At 72.3% G+C, this 15,185-nt stretch carries 13 protein-coding genes; 6 read left to right on the plus strand and 7 right to left on the minus strand.

From position 1 onward, the window contains the following. Window positions 1–12 precede the first annotated feature (12 nt). The 3 genes from AC067N_RS03885 to AC067N_RS03895 are packed head-to-tail and all read right to left on the minus strand — an operon-like array spanning window position 13 to window position 3,379. Window positions 13–1,374 carry an alanine racemase gene (locus AC067N_RS03885; protein ID WP_478677293.1) on the minus strand — a complete coding sequence of 454 codons (1,362 nt, stop codon included), beginning with the start codon at window positions 1,372–1,374 and terminating at the stop codon, window positions 13–15. Further along, the gene (locus AC067N_RS03890) at window positions 1,371–2,393 is read right to left on the minus strand and encodes an ornithine cyclodeaminase family protein (protein ID WP_478677294.1); all 1,023 of its coding nucleotides are present in this window, start codon (window positions 2,391–2,393) and stop codon (window positions 1,371–1,373) included. Before AC067N_RS03890 ends, AC067N_RS03885 begins: the two co-directional genes overlap by 4 nt. Beyond that, the gene (locus tag AC067N_RS03895) at window positions 2,390–3,379 is read right to left on the minus strand and encodes a TauD/TfdA family dioxygenase (protein WP_478677295.1); all 990 of its coding nucleotides are present in this window, start codon (window positions 3,377–3,379) and stop codon (window positions 2,390–2,392) included. The genes AC067N_RS03890 and AC067N_RS03895 overlap by 4 nt, the downstream gene beginning before the upstream one ends. 280 nt (window positions 3,380–3,659) lie before the next feature. On the opposite strand from AC067N_RS03895, the gene AC067N_RS03900 reads away from it, so the two are divergent. Genes AC067N_RS03900 through AC067N_RS03915 form a run of 4 tightly spaced genes read left to right on the plus strand, consistent with a single transcriptional unit; the run spans window position 3,660 to window position 8,648 of the window. Beyond that, window positions 3,660–5,195, plus strand: coding sequence for an ABC transporter substrate-binding protein (locus tag AC067N_RS03900; RefSeq protein WP_478677740.1), 1,536 nt, complete (start codon window positions 3,660–3,662; stop codon window positions 5,193–5,195). Beyond that, window positions 5,180–6,205, plus strand: coding sequence for an ABC transporter permease (locus AC067N_RS03905; RefSeq protein ID WP_478677296.1), 1,026 nt, complete (start codon window positions 5,180–5,182; stop codon window positions 6,203–6,205). Before AC067N_RS03900 ends, AC067N_RS03905 begins: the two co-directional genes overlap by 16 nt. Next, on the plus strand, window positions 6,202–7,017 hold the full coding sequence (locus AC067N_RS03910; RefSeq protein WP_478677297.1) for an ABC transporter permease: 816 nt from the start codon (window positions 6,202–6,204) through the stop codon (window positions 7,015–7,017). Before AC067N_RS03905 ends, AC067N_RS03910 begins: the two co-directional genes overlap by 4 nt. Continuing rightward, window positions 7,014–8,648, plus strand: a complete 1,635-nt coding sequence (locus tag AC067N_RS03915) for an ABC transporter ATP-binding protein (protein ID WP_478677298.1) — start codon at window positions 7,014–7,016, stop codon at window positions 8,646–8,648. The genes AC067N_RS03910 and AC067N_RS03915 overlap by 4 nt, the downstream gene beginning before the upstream one ends. A gap of 602 nt (window positions 8,649–9,250) precedes the next feature. On the opposite strand, the gene AC067N_RS03920 is transcribed toward AC067N_RS03915, so the two are convergent. Both AC067N_RS03920 and AC067N_RS03925 read right to left on the minus strand, forming a co-directional pair. Beyond that, the gene (locus tag AC067N_RS03920; RefSeq protein ID WP_478677299.1) at window positions 9,251–10,720 is read right to left on the minus strand and encodes an APC family permease; all 1,470 of its coding nucleotides are present in this window, start codon (window positions 10,718–10,720) and stop codon (window positions 9,251–9,253) included. 76 nt (window positions 10,721–10,796) lie between these two features. Beyond that, a complete protein-coding gene (locus AC067N_RS03925; RefSeq protein WP_478677300.1) occupies window positions 10,797–11,531 on the minus strand; it encodes a FadR/GntR family transcriptional regulator in 735 nt (244 codons plus the stop codon). Between the two features lie 702 nt (window positions 11,532–12,233). Here AC067N_RS03925 and AC067N_RS03930 point away from each other — a divergent pair. Together AC067N_RS03930 and AC067N_RS03935 are read left to right on the plus strand one after the other, a co-directional pair. Continuing rightward, complete coding sequence (locus AC067N_RS03930) at window positions 12,234–13,688, plus strand: amino acid permease (RefSeq protein WP_478677301.1); 1,455 nt, start codon at window positions 12,234–12,236, stop codon at window positions 13,686–13,688. A 180-nt stretch (window positions 13,689–13,868) separates the two neighbouring features. Next, window positions 13,869–14,201, plus strand: coding sequence for a cupin domain-containing protein (locus AC067N_RS03935; protein ID WP_478677302.1), 333 nt, complete (start codon window positions 13,869–13,871; stop codon window positions 14,199–14,201). Window positions 14,202–14,299: 98 nt separating this feature from the next. Here AC067N_RS03935 and AC067N_RS03940 read toward each other — a convergent pair whose 3' ends face one another. Continuing rightward, a complete protein-coding gene (locus AC067N_RS03940; RefSeq protein ID WP_478677303.1) occupies window positions 14,300–14,776 on the minus strand; it encodes a MerR family transcriptional regulator in 477 nt (158 codons plus the stop codon). A gap of 86 nt (window positions 14,777–14,862) precedes the next feature. Beyond that, window positions 14,863–15,150 (minus strand): metal-sensitive transcriptional regulator, encoded by a 288-nt coding sequence (locus AC067N_RS03945; RefSeq protein ID WP_327320250.1) that lies wholly within the window; start codon window positions 15,148–15,150, stop codon window positions 14,863–14,865. Between the last annotated feature and the right edge of the window lie 35 nt (window positions 15,151–15,185).

The raw sequence follows: 15,185 nt of genomic DNA on the forward strand, positions 1-15,185 counted from the left end.
GCTGGGGACTCCCTACGGGTGGCGGTCGAGCCGCCAGTGGGCGCGGACGGAGGGGGAGTGGGGGGCCGACGGTTCGACGACGACCTTGGGCGGCAGCGGCAGCTCGTGGAACGGGGACTCGTTGGAGTCCATCTGGTAGCCGGCCGTGTTCAGGTACACCAGCAGGTCACCGGTGGCCGGGCGGACGGGGAAGGGGATCTTGCGCCAGGTGAGCAGGTCCGACTCCAGGCAGGTGGCGGCGCCCACACAGGCCGGGTACGGGCCCGCGTCGGCGAGGTCCGCCCGGTCGGCCGGGACGAGCACCGGGTCGGGCAGGAACTCGCTCTCGAACCACTGCTCGGACAGGCTGAGGCTGCTGCCGTCCACGGTGAGGATGTCGTAGCCGTCGCGTTCCTTGACGCCCTGGACGCGGAAGACGCTGCAGCCCGCCTGGTCCAGCAGCGCCCTGCCCGGCTCGACCAGCAGCGTCACCCCCGCCCCCCGCACAAGGTCGGCCAGGCTCGACCCCTCGCCCGCCGGGGTCGACGCGAGCAGGGCGGCGAGGGCGTCCGCGCCGGCGACGGGGGAGTGGTACGGGTAGTAGCCGGCGAAGGTCTTGTGCCGGTGGAAGTGCTCGGGCCGGGTGCTCTCGTGGAAGCGCCGCCAGTCCTTCGCGGCCACGTAGTCCACCGCGAAGCCGCCGCCGACGCTCACCCGGTCGGCCCGCAGCCCCAGGGTGCGGGCGTGCGCGCACAGCCGTACCGACCGGGCGGCCAGGTCGGCCCGTTCCTGGATGTCGTAGCCGGAGAGGTGGAAGCTGAACCCCGCCATGTCCACCTGTTCGGGGCGGCAGCGGTCCAGGGCCGTCGCCAGCTCGGTGTCGTCCAGGCCGAAGCGGCTGTGCGGCTGTCCCGGCGGGAGGAGGCGCAGCAACACCTGTGCGGTGCGGCCGAGTTCCCTCGTCAGGGCGAGGACGCGGTCCAGCTCGTCGAGGGCGTCCACGGCGACAAGCGCCCCGTGCAGTACGGCGACCCGCAGCAGATGGTCGTCCTTGGCCGGGCCGGTGACCACCAGGTCCGTGCCGCGCACGCCGGCCGCCAGCGCCTCGCGCAGCTCACCGTGGCTCGCGACGTCGACGCCCAGGCCCGCCACGGCGGCCCGTTCCGCGAAGACGGACGCCTTGTTGGCCTTCTTGGCGTAGTACACGCGGCCGTCCACGCCCGCCGAGGCGAACGCCTCCCGGAACGCGGCGGCGTTCGCGTCGAACCGCCGCGGGAACAGCACGTGGTACGGCCCGCCAAGGCCATGGCCCAGCTCGTGCAGGAGGGCGCTGCCGGGCCGGCCGAGGAGCGCGCGCACCTCCTCGGTGGTGTGCGAGGGGAGGGCGGTCGTCACGTCCACAGCGGCACCGCCGTGCCCAGGCCCTGGGCGAGCGCGAGTTGGGCGAACCGGTGGCCGAGGGCGATGTCGGTGACGACCAGCCCGCTGTTGTACGCGAAGATCCGCTGTCCCGGGTCCGTGCGGCCCTCGGCGCGGCCCGCGAGAACCTCCGGGAACTCGGCGTGCACGGACCGGAGTTCGCCGTCGGCGTCGGCCATGTCCGTGCCGGTGACCCGCATCTGGGCCTCGCTGGTGGCGATGACCCGGTCGGCGGTGTGCAGGGTGGAGGGCGCGATGCCGTACCCGATCAGCACCGACAGGGCGGACGGCTTGAGCCACTCGGCCTCGACGGACGCGGGGGTGCCCGGTCCGGCGGTGGCGAGGACGATGTCCGCGTCCTCGGCGGCGGCCCGCAGGTCCGTGACGATCTCCGGTTCCCGGTCGGGGAAGTAGGTGCGCAGTTGTTCGCGCACGGCCCGGATGCCGTCCGGGTGGGTGCCGAACAGCATCAGCCGCTCCAGGTCGGGCAGGGTGGTCAGCAGGAACGGCAGCGCGAGCCGGCCCTGGGTGCCGGTGCCGATGACGAGAGCGCTGCGGCTGTCCGGGGCGGCGAGTTCCCGGGCCAGCAGGGCGGAGACCGCCGGGGTGCGCAGGGCGCCGATCCGGCCGCAGTCGAGCATGGCGACCGGCAGGCCGGTCTCGTCGTCGTAGAGGGTGAGCGTCGTGTAGTAGTGCTGCTTGTCGCGGTCCTCGTGGAGGCCGTACTTGTAGGAGGTCTTGATCGCGACGACCCCCCGCACCCCGTCCCGGCCGAGCATCGCGTAGGCGACGGAGTGGCCGTCCTCGGGCTTCACTGTGAGCTTGCGCGGGTTGTCGGAGCGGCCGTCCGCCAGGGTGCGGTACGCCTGCTCCACCACGGAGACCACATCGGCCAACGAGATGTCCATCCCGGCCACGTCGCTGGTGCTGAGCACACGCAGAGTCTTGTCGTCGGGCGTCACGGCCGGTCCTCCCATGTCGTCGGTGCGGGTCATGCGTACGCCTCCACGGCGGCCTGGCCGTAGCCGTGCTCCGCCTCCTCGGCGGGAGGCCTGGTGCGGCGGTCCCGGACCCGCACGGAGGAACGTTTCAGCCAGCGGTCCGTGCCGTCGTAGCGGGCCTTGAAGGGGACCCGGCCGTGGACGACCAGGTCGTTGTCGACGACCAGGACCTCACCGGGGTTCAGGCTCACCGCGACGCTGACACGGGCCAGTTCGTCCTCCAGCCGGGCGTAGGCCGCGCGATGGTCCTCGGGTGCCTGGTCCAGCGGGGTGTAGGCGGGGTCGAAGCGCAGGGTCAGGCCCTCCTGGGACGCCCACAGCGTGGGCACGGCCGGTGGCTCGCCCGCGTAGCCCCGGGCCTCCTCGTAGGCGTCGTCGGGCAGGATCGGAAGCACCGGAAGGCTGAGCAACTCCACCTCGCGGGCGTCGAGTTCGACCTGGCGGATGCTGGCCGCCGTGGTGGCGACCGAGTCGTGGTTGCGCATGCAGCCGAGGACCAGCAGATGGGCCCGGCCGGGGTGGAACGCGTCCTCGGTGTGCGGGCTGAGCAGCACACTGCTGCTGGCGCCGGTCTGTTCCTCCTCATGGCCGGGAGACGGCACGATGTTGTGTACGAAACGGCCCTCCTGCTGCCCCTCCCAGGCGATGGGGGTGCCCATCACCGTCGAGAGCAGCAGCAGGACCACGTCGTATACGGCGCCGGCGTCACCGGCGGTCGACCAGTGGCCCGGTGTGGGGCCGATCTCGGTGTCGTCGACGGGCAGACCGCGCAGCACGAACAGGCCGTCGGCGGTGTCGACGGGGCGGCAGGCATGGCGTATCGCGTCGCTCAACGAGGCGGCTGTGGAGGGGACTTCGGCCAGCAGACCGGGATGGGTCGACGACCCGTCGTACCTGGTCAGAAGGGTGCGGGCGGCGGTGGTCAGTTCGGCCACCGAGTCGGGATCGAGCAGGCGTAAGGGTGCGGTTCCCGTGGGCATGGGTGACTGTCCGTTCCAGTGCGGGGGGTGCGGGGCGCGGTGCAGTGGTCTACGGGCATGGGGAAGAAGGCATTCCGGAGCGGGCCGCGTGGTCGGTGCGGTGCCGGAATCCCTGTGAAACATAGCCAGGCCCCAGTTTTCAGGCAAGGCTTACCTAAGTACGATCTAGATCACGTGAAGTCGGTCTTGTCACAAGGGAGTTGCGCAAGGTAGGTAAGGCTAAGCAAATCTCGGTCAACTGCGGGAAAACGAGGAACACGTGGAGCTGACGCGACGTCACATGCTCTGGCTCGGCGGCGCCATCGGTACGGGCGCCCTGCTCACCGCTTGCGGTGGAGGCGGCGACGAGGAGCCGAACGCATCCGCCGACGGCGGTTCGGCCGAACCCGTCAAGGGCGGCACCCTGCGGGTCGGCGCCCTCGGCAGGGCCGGCGCCATCACCCGTGACCCCCACGGCAGCCAGGCCAACGAGAGCGACTACCTCATCCTCAGCCTGATCTACGACACCCTGACCGTCCCCGGCGCCAGGCCCAACACCGAGCCGCGCCTCGCCGCGAGCTGGAAGGCCTCGGACGACCTGAAGACCTGGCGGTTCACGATCGCCAAGGGCGCGAAGTTCCACGACGGTTCACCGGTCACCGCCGTGGACGTCGTCTTCTCGCTCAAGCGGCTGCGCGCCACCCCCGCGGGTGCCTCCCGGCTGCCCGGCATCCAGGAGAAGAACATCTCCGCCGACGGCACCGACACCGTCGTGATCGTCTCCGACTACGCCAACGCCGAACTGCCGCTCCTGGTCCGCCTCACCACCTTCGTCGTCCCCGAGGGCACCACCGACAAGGACATCGCCAAGGCCCCCGGCACCGGCCCCTTCAAGCTCGACTGGTTCCGCGGCGGCAACGCCCGCCTGGTCCGCAACGACGACTGGTACGGCGGCGACGTGCACCTCGACGCCATCGAGGTCAAGATCTTCGAGAGCCCGCAGGCCATGGCGAGCGCCCTGCTCGCCGGCCAGATCGACCTCGCCTCCAACGTCGGCGCCGTCGCGGCCCGCACGGCCGAGAGCCGCAAGGACGTCAAGACCGTCCGCCGCCCCAACGACATGGCGATGCCCGTCGTCCTGCGCACCGCCGACGGCCCGTTCGCCGACGCGAAGGTCCGCGAGGCGCTGCGCCTGGCCGTCGACCGCGAGGCCATGGTCAAGCAGGTCCTGTCCGGCTACGGCACCGTCGCCAACGACATCCTCGGCACCGGCGACCCGGCCTACGACAAGAGCATCCCGCAGCGCACCCGTGACCTCGCCAAGGCCAGGGCACTGCTCAAGGAGGCGAAGTTCGACACGTCCAGGACGTACGAGCTGTACACCACCGAGGACATCGCCGGCCTCGCCGAGTCGGCCACCCTGTTCGCCACCCAGGTCCGCGAGGCCGGCGTGAAGGTGAAGGTCGTCAAGCAGGAGTCGGCCACCTTCTGGGACAGGACCTGGCTCAAGGCCGACCTCTACACCACCTACTGGGGCACCAACGACTCGGTGGTCTTCTTCGCCAGCAAGACCATGGTCTCCGACAGCGGCACCAACGAGGCCGGCTGGAAGGACAAGGACTTCGACACGGCGTACCGGAAGGCCATCGGCACCGCCGACGCGGGCGAGCGCACCGCACTGCTGAAGCGACTCCAGCAGATCGAGCACGAGAGCTCCGGCTACCTGCTCTGGGGCATGGCCGACGGCATCGACCTCGCCGGCCCCAAGGTCCACGGGCTGCCCACGCTGCCCGGTTACGGACGGGTCCGGCTCGAGCGGGCATGGCTGGCCCGTTGACCGCTGACACGGCCGCACCCGCCGGGCCCTCTCCCGAGACGGAGAAGGCCCGGCGATCGCGTGCCCCCCTCCCGCTGCGCGCCGCCCGGCTCGGACTCGTCGTACTGAAACGGGCGATGCTGCTCGCGGTGCTCCTGGCCCTGGTCTTCGGCACCGTCGAACTGCTGCCGGGCGACGCCGCCGACGCCACCTCCGAGCGCGGGGAGAGCGCCGCCGACACCGCGGCCCGACGGAGACTGCTGGGCCTCGACCGGCCGGTCCTGGAACGGTTCTGGGACTGGATGGGCGGGCTGCCCACCGGGGACCTGGGGGTGTCGGCGCGCGGCGAGAAGGTGAGCGACCTGCTGTCCTCGGCGTTCCCCAACACCCTGCTGCTCGGCGGACTCGCGCTGCTGCTGACCGCCGTGGTCTCCCTCGCCCTCGGCTGCTGGGCCGCGCTCCGGCCCGGCGGACGCGCCGACCGCGCCGTCTCCGGCACCGCCACCGCGGTCCTCGCCCTGCCCGAGTTCGTCGTCGCCGTCGTCCTCGTCCTGGCGCTCTCGCTGTGGACGGGCTGGCTGCCCGCGGTCACCCTCACCGACGCCGACGGGACCCCCGCCGACTGGACCATGCTGATCCTGCCCGTGCTCGCCCTGACCGTCCCGCAGGCCGGCTGGAACGTACGCATCGTCCGCGCCGCCCTCGCCGACGAGGCCCGCGCCCCCCATGTGGAGACCGCCGTCCTCGACGGCCTCCCCCCGCACCGCGTCCTCACCCACCACGTCCTGCCCGGCGCGCTGCCCACCATCACCGCCGGCCTCGCGACCTCCACCGGCATGCTCCTCGGCGGCGCGGTCGTGGTCGAGACCATCTTCAACCACCCCGGGATCGGGTCGGTCCTGGCCTCCGCCGTGGCCGACCGCGACAGCCCCGTCATCGCCGGAGTGACGGTCCTGTCGGGCGCGGTCATCACGGGCGTCCTGCTCCTCGCCGACCTGGTCCGGAACATCACGGCGGGAGTACGCCGATGAACCCCCGCACCCGGGCGCTCGCCCTCCGTGTGGTGCCCGCGCTGCTGCTGGTCTGCCTCGCGCTGGCCGGGCCCTGGCTCGCCCCCCACCCCATCGACGCGCCGGTCGCCGCGCCGTACGCGGAACCCGGCGGAGACGCCCTGCTCGGCGGTGACCAGCTGGGCCGGGACGTACTGAGCAGGTTGCTGGCCGGCGGGCGGGAGCTGGTCCTCTCCTCGCTGCTCGTCGCCGCGCTGGTCACCGGCGGCGCCGCGGTGCTCGGCGCGATCGGCGCCCTGCGCCCCCGCGTCGGGCGGCTGGTGGAGCGGACCGCCGACGTGCTGATGCTGTTGCCCGCCGTGCTCGGCATCCTCCTGGTCACCCTGTCCTGGCCGGACGGCGGCCGGCTCGCCGTGATCGCCGCCGCCGTCGTCCTCGGCGTGCCGTACGCCGTACGGCTCGTGGCCGGCGCGGCGGCCCCGGTGGCCGCCTCCGGCTATGTCGAGGCCGCCGCGGCGGGCGGCGAACGGCTGTGGCACCTCGTGCTGCGCGAGGTCCTGCCCAACCTGCGGGCCACCCTGCTCGCCCTCTTCGGGCTGCGTTTCGTCGCCGCCGTCTACCTGGTAGCCACCGCCGGATTCCTCCAGGTGGGGCCCCAACCCCCGGCCGCGGACTGGGCGCTGATGATCCGTGAGAACTCCTCCGGCATCCTCCTCAACCCCTGGTCCGTGGTCGCCCCCAGCCTCGCCATCGGTCTGCTCGCCCTCTGCGTCAACCTCGCGGCGTCCGCCCTCACACCCCAGACCGGCCGGAAGGCGGTGACCGTCCTGTGAGCCACACACCCGAGCGGTACCGGAAGGACGGCCTTGCCGCGTCCCCCGCCACCCCCGCGGCCCGGGTGTCCGACCTCACCGTGGCCGCCCACGACGGGCGGATCCTGCTCCGGGACGCCCGGCTCACCCTGCGACCGGGCCGGCTGACGGCCCTCACCGGCCCCTCCGGCTCGGGCAAGACCACACTGCTGCGCGCCCTCACCGGACTCCTGCCCCCCGGCACCGAGCGCACGGCCGGGCGCGTGGACGTCCTCGGCCGCGACGTGTTCGCCCTGTCCGAGCGGGAGCTGCGAGCCCTGCGCCGCCAGCGCCTCGCCTACGTCGGCCAGGACCCCGGCTCGGGGCTCAACCCCCGGATGCGGGTCCGCTCCCTGCTGCGTGAACTCAGCGACGACCGCACCCCGGAAGCGGTGCGGGCACTCCTCGAAGAGGTGCGGCTCCCGGCGGCCGGCGGCCTCGCGACCCGGCGGCCGGCGGCACTGTCCGGCGGTCAGCAGCGCCGGGTGGCCCTCGCCCGCGCCCTGGCCCGCCGCCCCCGGATCCTCCTCCTCGACGAGCCCACCGCCGGTCTGCACCCCGAACTCCGCGACGAGATCGGCGAGTTGTTGCAGCATCTCGCCAGCGAGCACCAGCTGGCCGTCGCGCTCTCCTGCCACGACCCCGAACTCGTCGAGCGGATCGCGGACGAGGTGGTGGAACTCCGGGCGAGGGTCCCCCGGCCCCGTCCGCCCCGCCCGGGCGACGCCGTGGCCGGCGACCCGGCGGCGAACCCGACCGAGGACCGGGCCGAGGACCCGACCGAGGACCGGGCCGGGGACCCGGTCGGGGACCGGCCGAGGCGCCGGGCGCCCGGCACCTCGCCGGCGGACACACCCGTGCTCGACGTGCGCGGCCTGCGCGTGGTCTTCGGCCGGCGCTCGGACGTCCCCACGCTGGACGGCGTCTCCCTGACCGTCGCCCCCGGATCGGCGACCGGCATCGTCGGCGCCTCGGGCTCCGGCAAGACCACCCTCGTCCGTGCCGTGGTCGGGCTGCAACCGATCACCGCCGGCACCATCCGTCTCGACGGGGCACCGCTGAGCACCGGCCTGCGCGGCCGCAGCCGCGAACAGCGCCGCCGCGTCCAGCTGGTCACCCAGAACCCGCTCGGCGCGCTCAACCCCAGCCGCACCGTCGGCGCCGCGATCGGCAGGCCGCTGCGACTGCACCGGCGCTGTACGTCCGGTGAGGTGCCGGCCCGGGTGGCGGACCTGCTCGGACAGGTCGGGCTGCCCGCCGAGTTCACCTCCCGCTACCCGCACGAGCTGTCCGGCGGACAGCGCCAGCGCGTGGCCGTCGCGAGGGCACTGGCGGCCGACCCGGACGTACTGATCTGCGACGAGGTGACCTCGGCGCTGGACTCCGCCACCGCGGAGTCGATCATGGACCTGCTGGCCCGGCTACGCGAGGAGCGCGGCACGGCCCTCGTCCTCATCAGCCACGATCTCCCGCTGATCGCCGAACGCACCGACACGGTCACCGTCCTCGACGCGGGCCGCGGCGTCGAGTCGGGCCCCACGGCCACGGTCTTCACCGCGCCGAACCATGCGGCGACGCGAGCGCTCCTGCGGACACCGGCGGGGATGACATGACGTACCCGGCGGTGGTCGTCGACCTCGAACCGGCGGACGCGGCGCGGCGGGCATGCCGGATGCCCGACTCCGCGACCGGCCGACACCCGCCGCCCGCCGGCGCCTTCCTCCGCTCACCCCCGTGCCCCGGGCGGAGCCGGTGACTCCGCCCCGTGCGAGGGTGCGGTTCGGGGTTTGGGCACCGTGACGCCGCTCGTCGTCCCCCGCGGCGGGGAAGCGCGTCGTCATGGCGCGGGTGCCGGCCGAGGCGGTGCCCATGCCCAGCGCGAGGGGCGGCGGTACCGCGGCCCCCGCACACCGACGGCGCCGGCCGGGTCGCCGAGCGTGCCGTCTTCCGCCGGGTCGCCGCGCTCGCCGGCTCCGGCCGGTCCCTTCCGGCCGTACGAGCATCCCGGCCGCCGCGTGCGCCGCCAAGCCCACGCACTGCGCCTCGACCCGTCACCACGGCACCTCCACGGCGGGACGCGCTGACGCCCCCTGCGCGTGACCGGCCGACCAGACGGAGCCGGTCCGCCGTCGACGCGGGGAGAGAGCGCCGGCCACTCCCTGCCCGCCGCCCCACGGCGCCGCACGGCGCTCCGCGTGCTCGCCGGTCGTGCCGCTCAGTCGGCGTCGGCGACGATCGAGCCGACGCGCTCGGCCAGCGCCGGATCGCGGCGGACCAGGAGGGCCGCATAGCAGACGGCGGCGAGCAGCGTGGCGATCGCCGCGTAGGGGAACCAGTTGTACGGCGCGGGCTGTCCCGGCTTGGCGAGGTAGTACAGCGGGACCAGGATGGCCACCGTGCCGAGCACGGGCAGGAGAAGGTGGCGGACCACCCGGAACTCCTGCGGGCGGTACCTGCGGTAGTACAGCGGCAGGGCGATGTTGGACGCCAGGTAGACCAGCAGGATCAGGATGGCGCCGAGCGTCGAGGACTCGGTGAAGAAGACCACCGGGTTCATCGGGCCGCCGCCCGGGCCCAGCAGATGGCCCAGGCCCCAGCCGCCGATGATCAGCAACGCGATGGCGGTGAAGGTGACGATCGCGTTGTTCGGCGTGCGGCGGGTGGGGTGCACATAGCCGAAGAACGCGGGCAGCAGACCCTCGCGTCCGGCGTTGAACACCAGGCGGGCCTGGGAGTTGATGCCCGCGATCAGCACGCCGAGGGTGGAGGTCAGACCTCCGAGATAGGCCAGGAACGCGAGCACACCGAGGGTGTCGTGGGCCACCTCGATGAAGGGGATCCGGGAGTTCCCGAGCCTGGTCACGTCGTAGCCGAAGCCGGTCACCGTGGCGTAGGCGAAGAGAATGTAGCTCACCGTCATGATCACCACGGAGGAGAACACCGCGCGGCCGACGTTGCGCCGGGGGTTCTCCGTCTCCTCGGCGAGTGCCGCCGAGTTCTCCCAGCCGATGAACAGGTACACCGCCAGCGGGAAGCCCGCCGCCAGCCCCTTGAACCCGTCGCTGATGTGGTTCGGCAGGAACGGGTCGAAGGACAGCGCGCCCCGGTGTTCCACCAGCGCCGCCACCGAGACCACCACCAGCACCAGCATCTCGGCGCCGAAGAAGTAGCCGGCCCACTTGGTGGAGACCACCACCCCGCGCAGCATCAGCACCACCGCCAGCCCGGTCAGCAGCAGCGTCCAGATGATCCACGGCAGGTCCACGCCGGTGTAGTGGTGCAGGGTGATCTGCACGAACCCGCCGGAGATCGAGACGACGCCGGCCATCGCGATGATGTAGCCCACCGCCGCCAGCAGCGCCGTGGTCACCGCGCTGACCGGTCCGAACGTCCTGCCGACGAAGGTGATGAAGCTGCCGGCCGAGGGGTGCGCCCTGGAGAACTCGGCCAGCGTGTTGCCGAGGAGCGCCACCGCGATGCCCGCGGCCGCGATGGTCAGGGGCGAGGCCACGCCCGCGGTGGTGGCAAGGAAGGCGAAACCGAAGAAGAAGCTCATGGCCGGGCCGACGTTGGCCATGGTGGCGGCGGCGATGTCCGCCATGCCGAGGACACCGCCGCGCAGCCGCTGTGGCGCGCCGCCGGCGGGACCCGGCGGGGACAGCGGACCGGCTCCGGGGTGGGGCATGGCGGCAACTCCTCGTGCGGTGTGGTGGCGTGGTGGGTGCGCGGGGTGTCGAGGGGCAGGCGGTGCGGACCGGGCGTCAGCCGTGCCCGGAATGCCGGTGTGCCTTCACCGCCCGCACGGCCGGATCGGTGGCGCCCCGCCCCAGTTCGGTGAGCAGTTCGGCGTGGCAGCCGTTCCGCGCCCGTACCACCTCGGGCCGCGGTGCGGGCAGCAGCAGACACAGGCGGCCGAGCAGGTCGGCTGCGAACTCGCGGATGCCGGGACCGCCGAGCACCTCGGCGAGGTCCAGGTGGAAGCGGGTCTCCAGCTCGGCCAGGTGCGTGGGGTCGTCGCTCCGGTCCATGTCCCCGACCAGTGCGCGCAGCCCGTCCAGCCGCTCGGCCGGTACCTCTCCCGCACCGTGCGCCACAAGACCGCACTCCAGCAGCAGATGGAAGGCGTCCAGCGAGGCCGCCTCCGCGGCGTCGTGCGTCAGGGCGACGACGGTGTCCCAGCCGTGCGCGACGAAGGTTCCGCCCGACCGTCCGCGCCGGCGGTCGAGCAGACCGTCCTGGCACATGCCCTCCAGCGCGCGGCGCACGGTGATCTCACTGATCCCCAGTTCCTCGGCGAGGACACCGGTGTCGGGCAGCCGGTCGCCAGGCCGCACCGCTCGCAGGCGTATCCGCAGTGCGATCCGTGACCGTACGAGATCGGATCCGCTCTGGCCGCCGAGGGGCAGCGCGCGGGCGTGTCCCACGCCGATGGCCGATGTCGTAGGAGCGGGGCCCGCCTGGTTGTAGGGCCCGAACTTGCCCGCTGCGTTCACCACGGCGCCACCCTAACGGCCTGCCGACCGCGGTCGGGGCCCGGCGCGAGACCTGGTCCGGCCGACCGGGGCCGGTGTCGGGCGATCCCGGTGAGCGGGGAGGACCGGGGGTGGTTCCCGCGACGAGGCGGCGGTGCGGTGCATCGGGGCTCCAGGGCGAGGGAGGGGAGGAGCAGGGGACGGAGGGCTCGGAACAGCCGGGGGACGGCACGGCGCAAGGCATCGCGACGGGGTGACGGACCGCGCTGCAGAAAAAATTAGAGCAAGGTGAACAGTTAAACAAGACCTTGCCGCGACCGGTCGTGGAACCGACGGAGGCGGTCCGGTCGATACCCCCGCCGTGACGGCCCTGAGCAGGTAATTCGCTCCCCGAAGAGGGCCTCTTCGGGCTCCCTCGGTGGCGCGTGGGGGCCTTTCCGGGGGTGGCATGCCCTGGGGGGCCACGCTCGGGTGCCGGGCAGCGGGCGCGACGGGACCCCTTGTTTTTTTAGATCGCGGTGAACTATTTTCCTGACCGCCACCGGCACGACCGGTCCGGCAGCCACCGGGTCGGGGGGCCGCGGTCCACCATGCCCTTCCCGCGACCGTGATCGCCACCCTCGTCTTCGCCCGGCACCTCCCACGCCCGCCCGCGGAATCCATGCGGCGACCCCGACCGATCCCGCCGGAACCCTCCCTCGTCCCCGTCTGCCACTGGATGTCGTGATGACAACACGTCCCCCTGTCTCCACCCTCGATCAGGCAACCGCCCCGGACGGCGCCTCAGAAGGATCCGGCCTGCAGGCCGGGCTGAAGAACCGCCATCTGTCGATGATCGCGATCGGCGGTGTCATCGGCGCCGGCCTGTTCGTCGGCTCCGGCTCGGGCATCGCCGCCGCGGGCCCCGGAATCCTCATCTCGTACGCGCTGGTCGGCGCCCTCGTCGTCCTCGTGATGCGGATGCTCGGCGAGATGGCCGCCGCCAACCCCACCTCCGGCTCGTTCTCCGCCTACGCCGACCGGGCGCTCGGCCGCTGGGCCGGCTTCACCATCGGCTGGCTGTACTGGTTCTTCTGGGTCGTGGTGCTCGCCGTGGAGGCGACCGCCGGCGCCAAGATCCTCACCGGGTGGATCCCCGGCGTCCCGCAGTGGGGCTGGGCCCTGATCGTCATGGTCGTGCTCACCGCGACCAACCTCGGCTCGGTCGGCTCCTACGGCGAGTTCGAGTTCTGGTTCGCCGGGATCAAGGTCGTCGCCATCGCCGCGTTCATCGTGGTCGGCGGACTCGCGGTCTTCGGCCTGCTGCCCGGCTCGGACCACCCGGCGACGGGCCTGTCCAACCTCACCGGGCACGGCGGATTCCTGCCCCATGGCCCAGGGGCGATCCTCACGGGCATCCTGATGGTCGTCTTCTCGTTCATGGGCAGTGAGATCGTCACTCTGGCCGCCGGCGAGACCGAGAACCCGCGGGCCGCGGTCACCAAGGCCACCAACAGCGTGATCTGGCGGATCGCGGTGTTCTACCTGGGCTCGATCCTGGTGGTGGTGTCCCTGCTGCGCTGGGACGACCCGGCGATCCTCAAGGACGGCTCGTACGTGGCCGCGCTGGACTCCATCGGTATCCCGCACGCCGGCCAGATCATGAACGCCATCGTGCTCACCTCGGTGCTGTCCTGCCTCAACTCCGGCCTCTACACGGCGTCCCGGATGGCGTTCTCGCTCGGCCGCCGCAGCGACGCCCCGGCTCCGTTCGCCCGCACCACCGGGCGCGGGGTACCGCGGACGGCCATCCTGGCCTCGGTGGTCTTCGGCTTCGTCGCGGTCGCCTTCAACTACCTGTGGCCGGACACGGTCTTCCAGTTCCTGCTCAACTCCTCCGGCGCGATCGCCCTGTTCGTCTGGCTGGTGATCTGCTTCTCCCAGCTGCGGATGCGCAAGATCATCCAGCGGGAGACGCCGGACAGGCTGGTCGTCAGGATGTGGCTCTACCCGTACCTGACCTGGGCCACCATCGCGATGATCACATTCGTCCTGGGCTACATGCTCACCGACACCGCCGACGGCGGCGGCCGCGACCAGGTGGTCCTGTCCACCCTGGTGGCCGTGGGCGTGGTCGCGGTCGCACTGCTCCGCGACCGCCTGCGCCGCAATCGCTCGCGCGACGCCGGGATCTCCTCCTGAGGGTTGTCCCGTAATCCCCGACGGACGAACCACTGCCGACGGCCGGGGGACGCCACACCGATGTCCCCCGGCCGGACCCGTGCCGCTCCGCCGCCCGGCTCCGACGGCCGGCCCTGTGATCGACTGGTGCCTGTTGCGGCACCATGGGCGGCAGATCGTGAACCCGAGGAGGGTGCCCTGATGGACCGCTGCGTCAACGCACACGAGGTGGAGCTCGCCCCCCTGCCGCTGAAGGAGGAGGACGTTCTCGCGGGACGCCCGGCTGCGTCCGCGAGAACTCTGGGGGAGGTCGGCGGCACGGAATTCGGCCTGTGGGCCCTGACGGTCGGTACGGTGCGCGACATCGAGGTCGACGAGATCTTCGTCGTACTCGAGGGAGACGCGACCGTGCGCTTCGAAACCGGGGAGAGTGTCGAACTGACCCCCGGGGTCGTCGTGCGTCTGCACGCGGGGGAACGGACCGAGTGGGAGGTCCGCTCGCCGCTGAGGAAGCTCTTCGTGGCCGCCGGCTGAGACGCCGGGCGGCGCCGTACCGCTCTTCTGAACGAACTCGCCCGGAGCACCTTCGGCAGGCCCGCCGGCGACGTCATCGACGCCCGGACCAGCCTGGGTCATGACGTTGCCGACACCCCCGACGGGGAGTTCGGTGTTCCGTGAGAGCTGCCGGGCGCCGGCGCCCGGCATTGTCCGACTTCGGCCAGGTACTCGCTCATCGCGTCACGGTTGCGGATGAGTACGTCGATCCGCTCGGTGAGCCGGTCCCGCTCGGCGGCCAGCAAGGCCAGCATCTCCGGTGTTGCATCGGGGAAGTGGATCGATCGAGGTTTGTCCAGGCACGGAAGGATCTGCTTGATGATGCGGGTGGGGAGCCCCGCATCCAGCAGGCCACGGATTTGGTTGACCCTGTCCACGTAGCGGTCGTCGTACTCCCGATACCCGTTCGCGCCCCGGTCCGGGACGATCAGCCCCTGCTCCGTGTTCGGGTCGAGGGCCTGTACGGCGGTGCGGTCGCCGTCACGGCGGACGACCACGTTGCAGGGCTTCAACGGATCTTCGCCCTGGTGCTGCTGACGGGGGCCGCGCCTCATGTCGACCGACCCGGTGGTGTGATGCGCCGACGCCCTCAGGCCCGACGAGCCCTCAGGCCCGGCGAGCACTGTGACCCGGCCGGGCCCTATGCCAAGGACAGGAACAGTTTCTCCAACCGGGCGCGCATCGCGTCCGTGTCCTCACCGTTCTTCCGACCGGAGTCGATGTCCGCCACGCACTGCTGCAAGCCGGTCGCGATGATCGCGAAACCGGCCCGGTCGAGAGCACGTGAAGCGGCGGCGAGCTGCGTGACGACGTCCTCGCAGTCCCGTCCCTCTTCGATCATCCGGATCACACCGGAGATCTGACCCTGCGCGCGGCGCAGGCGGTTCAGCACGGCCTTCAGGTCCGCACCCTCGAGCTCCAGTTCCACGATCACTCCTCAAGAAATACCCCTAAGGGTACTGT

The organism is Streptomyces sp. NPDC042364, assembly GCF_056437585.1.